This window comes from uncultured Cetobacterium sp. (assembly GCF_947039425.1).
Taxonomy (GTDB): Bacteria; Fusobacteriota; Fusobacteriia; order Fusobacteriales; family Fusobacteriaceae; genus Cetobacterium_A.
The window spans coordinates 1-5,167 of the sequence record NZ_CAMQYW010000127.1; the positions used below are offsets into that span (position 1 = coordinate 1).

The following is a 5,167-nucleotide window of genomic DNA, read 5'->3' on the forward strand; positions in this document are numbered from 1 at the left end:
TTCAACCACAGTATTAATACTGCAATGACCAACCATATCACAAGATTCAGGTTGGTTATTTAATATTAAGGATATTAAATTATCAAAAAATCTAATACTTACATACTTTCCATTTTTAAAATCTTCATACCATAATTGGAAAGTGTTATGTAGAAATTCTCCATAAGCCTCTTGAGTTAATGAAAAATCTTCATTAAAATCTCCATTTAATTTATCTAAACAAGGAATAAATTGAAGATATTTAAAATGTGATTTTTTAAAAAAAGAGTAGATTTCATGGGAATATTTTACAGTGTTTTTATTAACAACAGAAAGTATATTAAAATTAATATTATTTTTTTGTAATAGTTTTATATTTTTATATACTTGAGAGAAAGTTCCCTCTTTTTTAAAAGTTTTTCTAAATGTGTCATGGACGTGTTTATTTCCATCAAGGGATACTCCAACTAAATAATTATATTTTTTAAAAAGTTCAATCCATTTTTTATTAATTAAGATTCCATTTGTTTGAATACTAAAATTAACAATAGTATTTTTAGTATTTAGTTTATTTACAAAATTATGAAAAGATTTAAAAAAATCTATTCCAATTAGAGTAGGTTCTCCACCTTGAAATGCGAAATTGATAGTTTTGGCATCAGTATTAAAAGCCTCAAAAATTAATTTTTTAGCAATTTCTTTTGTCATATAACCGTAGTTTTTTGTGATTCTATTATCTGTAACATCACTATAAAAACAGTAATTACAATTTATATTACAATTTCCAGATGATGGCTTAATAAGTAAGTTTAAATTATTCATATGTATATCCCCCATATTAAAAATTATAGAAAAGCTTTATAAGCATTAAATAGATTTAGTGCAATTATTCCAATTAATGAAAAATTAAAAATGCTTTCAATTGATTTGTAAGTTAAGGATTTATTTAATTTACTTCCAATTAAACCTCCACTAATTCCACCAATAATCATGTAAGGAAGCATAGTTAAATTATAGTTCATTAAAGAACCACTAATTCCAATTAAAAATAATTTTGAGAATTGAGATAAAAGAATTATAAAAACAGAATTAGTTGCAGCCTCTTTAATAGGAATAGATAAAAACATTACAAGGATAGCCACATTAATTGGCCCACCACCAATTCCTAAAAATGATGCAGTAGCACCTAAGATTATTCCTAAAAATAATATAAAAATAGGGTGTTTAATATGATATTTAGGAAGTTTATTTTTAAAAAGAACTCCAATTAAAAGAGATGCTAATATTAATGATTGTATCCCCATACTAATTCGGTCATTTGAAATGAAATTTAAAAAGATATCAAAAAGTTCTTGTCCAAGACCACCACCTAAAATAGAACCAACAGCTAAAATAATCATTCTCAATTCAATTTTAAAACCACATTTAACTTGTTTAAAAATAGAAACAATAGCCATTGAAAAGACAGTAAAGGATGATAAAATTCCAATAGTTCCAAGATCATAAGTCCCAAGTGTATCTAAGACAGGTTTAATAATAACTCCTCCGCCTAATCCAGCTAAGGCTCCTAAACTAGTAGCGATAATTGATGTTAAAAAGTATATAAAAAACATGTAGCCCCCCTTAAAGAATTAAATTTAAAGTAAAATTATTAAAAACAGAGGTCAGAGACCTCTGTCAAATTAAATTTATTAATTGTACATTTCTTTTATTTTTTCTTGTAAGTCTTCATCTGCAATATAATCATCATATTCCATAAGTTTGTCAACAATACCTTTTGGAGTTATCTCAATAATTCTTGTTGCAACAGTTTGAATAAATTCATGGTCATGTGCACCAAATAAAATAGTTCCTTTAAAGCTAGTTAACGCTTTGTTTAATGATGTAATTGATTCTAGATCTAAGTGGTCAGTAGGATTATCAAATATTAAAACGTTAGCATTTGTTAACATCATTCTAGATAACATACATCTTACTTTTTCTCCTCCAGAAAGAATTTTTGCTTTCTTAGTAGCGTCTTCTCCAGAGAATAACATTCTACCTAAGAAACCTCTAACAAAGGCATCGTGTTGATCAGGTGAATATTGTCTTAGCCAATCAACTAAATCTAAATCTGGATTAGTAAAGAATTCTGAGTTATCTTTTGGCATATATGAGTTTGTAACTGTAACTCCCCAAGTATATGTTCCAGAATCAGCTTCCATTTCTCCAGATAATATATTAAATAAGGCTGTCTTAACATTATCATTTTCAGAGATGAATACAACTTTATCATTTGTATTTATAGTAAATGATACATTATCAAGAACTTTAACTCCATCAAGAGTTTTAGTAAGGTTTTCAACTTTAAGAAGATTGTTTCCAGCATCTCTTTCAGGTTTGAATTCAACAAATGGATATTTTCTATTTGAAACTTGCATATCTTCTAGTTGTAATTTATCAAGTTGTTTCTTTCTTGAAGTAGCTTGCTTAGATTTTGATGCGTTAGCACTGAATCTAGCAATAAATTCTTGAAGTTCTTGTCTTTTTTGATCAAGTTTTTTATTTTTATTATTTATTAATGATTGCATTAATTGATTTGATTCATACCAGAAATCATAGTTACCAACATACATTTTAACCTTTCCATAATCAATGTCTGTAATATGAGTACAAACTTTGTTTAAGAAGTGTCTGTCATGTGAAACAACAATAACAGTTGTATCTTCTAGTCCCATTAAGAAATTCTCAAGCCAAGCAATAGCTTGAATATCAAGACCATTTGTAGGCTCGTCTAAAAGAAGAACGTCAGGTCTTCCAAATAAAGCTTGTGCAAGTAACACTTTAACTCTATCTGATTCACTTAATTCTCTCATTAATTTGTAGTGGTTTTCAGCTACGATTCCAAGACCAGTTAAAAGCATTTCAGCTTCCATTTCAGCTTCCCATCCATTTAATTCTGCAAATTCTCCTTCAAGTTCAGCAGCTCTCATTCCATCTTCATCAGAGAACTCCTCTTTAGAGTATATCGCATTTCTTTCCTCAATAATTGTCCATAATTTCTTATGTCCCATTAAAATTACATTTATAACAGTATCATCTTCGTGAGCGAAGTGATTTTGATTAAGAACTGCCATTCTTTTCTTTTTATCGAATATAACTTCTCCTTCAGTGGCATCTAAAACTCCTGAAAGGATTTTAACAAATGTTGATTTTCCAGCTCCGTTTGCACCAATAAGTCCATAACAATTTCCAGGTGTAAATTTAACACTTACATCCTCAAAAAGTTTCTTTCCAGAAAATCTCATACCAAGATTGCTAGTTGCTATCATTAAAACTTTCCTCCTAAATATTTATATTAATTTAATATTAATTTAAAACCTAAATTCAAAACATATTGTTTATATTATAGCATGAATTTTAATAATCACAAATATATTATATTTTCTTTTTTATAAAAATTATGATAATATATTTTATAAAACATATAGGAAAGCGAGGGAAAATAGTGAATTTATTTACTCCTTTAAGAATAAAAAATATTGAAATAAAAAATAGAGTAGTTTTACCTCCTTTAGTTAGATTTTCAATGGTAGGAAAAGATGGAAAGGTAACTAAAGAGTTAGAGCAGTGGTATGAAGATGTAGCAGAGGGTGGAGTAGGATTAATAATAGTTGAAGCTTCTTGTGTAGCAGAAGATGGAAAGTTAAGAGAAAATCAAATAGGTATTTGGGATGATTCTTTTATAGAAGGTTTAAAAAAAATATCTTCTATTGGAAAAAAGTATAAAGTTCCAATGTTAATTCAAATTCATCATGCAGGATTTAAAGATGGAATAGCTAGTGTAGATGAAAATGTTTTAGATAGAATATTAGAACAATTTATAGAAGCTTTTAAAAGGGCAAAACTAGCAGGATTTGATGGAGTTGAAATACATGGAGCACATACATATTTAATATCTCAATTAAATTCAAGATTATGGAATATAAGAACAGATAAATATGGAGGAACATTTGAAAAAAGAATGTTTTTTACTAAAGAGTTAATTGAAAGAACGAGAGATTTGTTTAATGAAAATTTTATTTTAGGATATAGAATGGGCGGGAATGAACCTACTTTGCAAGATGGAATAAAAATAGCTAAATACTTAGAAAAGATAGGTGTAGATTTAATACATATTTCTTCAGGGGTTCCTGATCCAGAGAAAAAACAAGTTGAAAAAGTTGATAAACCTAAAGATTTTAATTATGATTGGATTGTTTATATGGGATGTGAAATTAAAAAAGAGGTTAATATTCCTATAATAGGAGTTAAAAATATAAAAACAGAGGAACAAGCAAGTTACTTAATTGAAAATAAAATGCTTGATTTAGTTGCAGTTGGAAGAGCAATGATAGCAAGACCTAATTGGGTAAAATATGCTGAGAAAAACTATAAAAAAAGAATGGAAAAATAGGAAGATTATGGAAATGAAAAGTTTAGATATATTTTGTGAAATAATAGATAATTATGGCGATATTGGAGTTGTCTATAGATTAGCAAAAGAGATGAAAAAATTATATAAAGATAATATAGAGATAAGAGTGATACTAAATAGATTAGATGAGTTTAAAAAACTTAATAAGAGAGTAGAGGATATTCAATGTCAAGAAATCGACGGAATTATTTATATCACGGAAGAGTTTTTAACTAAAAATATATGTACTTTTTCTCCTGCAAATGTTATAATAGAAGCCTTTGGATGTAATGTTTTTCAAGGGTATCTAGAAAAGGCGAAAGAGGAATCAAGCTTACTTTTAAATTTGGAGTATTTATCAGGTGAAAAGTGGATTGAGGATATTCATGGAATGGAATCTTTAATGGGTGCTAAAAAATTAAAAAAATTCTTTTTTATGCCTGGATTTAGTGAGAAATCTGGAGGAGTAATGGCTGATTCATTATTCTTAGAGAGAAAACATAAAGTTTTAAAAAACAAAACAGAATATAAAGAAAAATATTTTGGAAATTACTATAAAGAAAATATGTTAGTTGGAAGTATATTTAGTTATGAAAAGAACTTTCTTCCTTTAATAGAAGCATTATTGAAAAATAAAAAAGAAAATATGTTGTTAGTTATGGGTGAAAAAACTAAAGAAAGTTTTCAAAACCTTTTAAAAAATATAGAAGTTCAAAAATTATCAGAAGATGAGTACGTATATGAAAATATACA

5 protein-coding genes are annotated in these 5,167 nt (G+C 27.2%); 2 read left to right on the forward strand and 3 right to left on the reverse strand.

The window, feature by feature from the left end; all coding sequences use genetic code 11:
• The 3 genes from Q0V09_RS07325 to Q0V09_RS07335 all read right to left on the reverse strand — a co-directional run.
• Positions 1 to 801 (reverse strand): radical SAM protein (locus tag Q0V09_RS07325; RefSeq protein ID WP_297488018.1); only part of this gene is annotated, 801 nt, incomplete at its 3' end.
• Positions 802 to 824: 23 nt separating this feature from the next.
• A complete protein-coding gene (locus Q0V09_RS07330) occupies positions 825 to 1,592 on the reverse strand; it encodes a sulfite exporter TauE/SafE family protein (RefSeq protein ID WP_297488021.1) in 768 nt (255 codons plus the stop codon).
• A gap of 78 nt (positions 1,593 to 1,670) precedes the next feature.
• On the reverse strand, positions 1,671 to 3,290 hold the full coding sequence (locus Q0V09_RS07335) for an ABC-F family ATP-binding cassette domain-containing protein (RefSeq protein WP_297405858.1): 1,620 nt from the start codon (positions 3,288 to 3,290) through the stop codon (positions 1,671 to 1,673).
• Positions 3,291 to 3,421: 131 nt separating this feature from the next.
• Between Q0V09_RS07335 and Q0V09_RS07340 the strand changes: the two genes are divergently transcribed.
• Together Q0V09_RS07340 and earP are read left to right on the forward strand one after the other, a co-directional pair.
• Positions 3,422 to 4,414 carry an NADH:flavin oxidoreductase gene (locus Q0V09_RS07340; RefSeq protein ID WP_297488024.1) on the forward strand — a complete coding sequence of 331 codons (993 nt, stop codon included), beginning with the start codon at positions 3,422 to 3,424 and terminating at the stop codon, positions 4,412 to 4,414.
• A 13-nt stretch (positions 4,415 to 4,427) separates the two neighbouring features.
• A partial coding sequence (earP, locus tag Q0V09_RS07345; RefSeq protein ID WP_297488027.1) for an elongation factor P maturation arginine rhamnosyltransferase EarP occupies positions 4,428 to 5,167 on the forward strand: 740 nt, incomplete at its 3' end.

Bases quoted from the DNA above. Each gene is read 5' to 3' on its own strand.
- Q0V09_RS07340 (WP_297488024.1), top strand. From the start codon at position 3,422: ATGATAATATATTTTATAAAACATATAGGAAAGCGAGGGAAAATAGTG.
- Q0V09_RS07335 (WP_297405858.1), bottom strand. From the start codon at position 3,290: ATGATAGCAACTAGCAATCTTGGTATGAGATTTTCTGGAAAGAAACTT.
- Q0V09_RS07330 (WP_297488021.1), bottom strand. From the start codon at position 1,592: ATGTTTTTTATATACTTTTTAACATCAATTATCGCTACTAGTTTAGGA.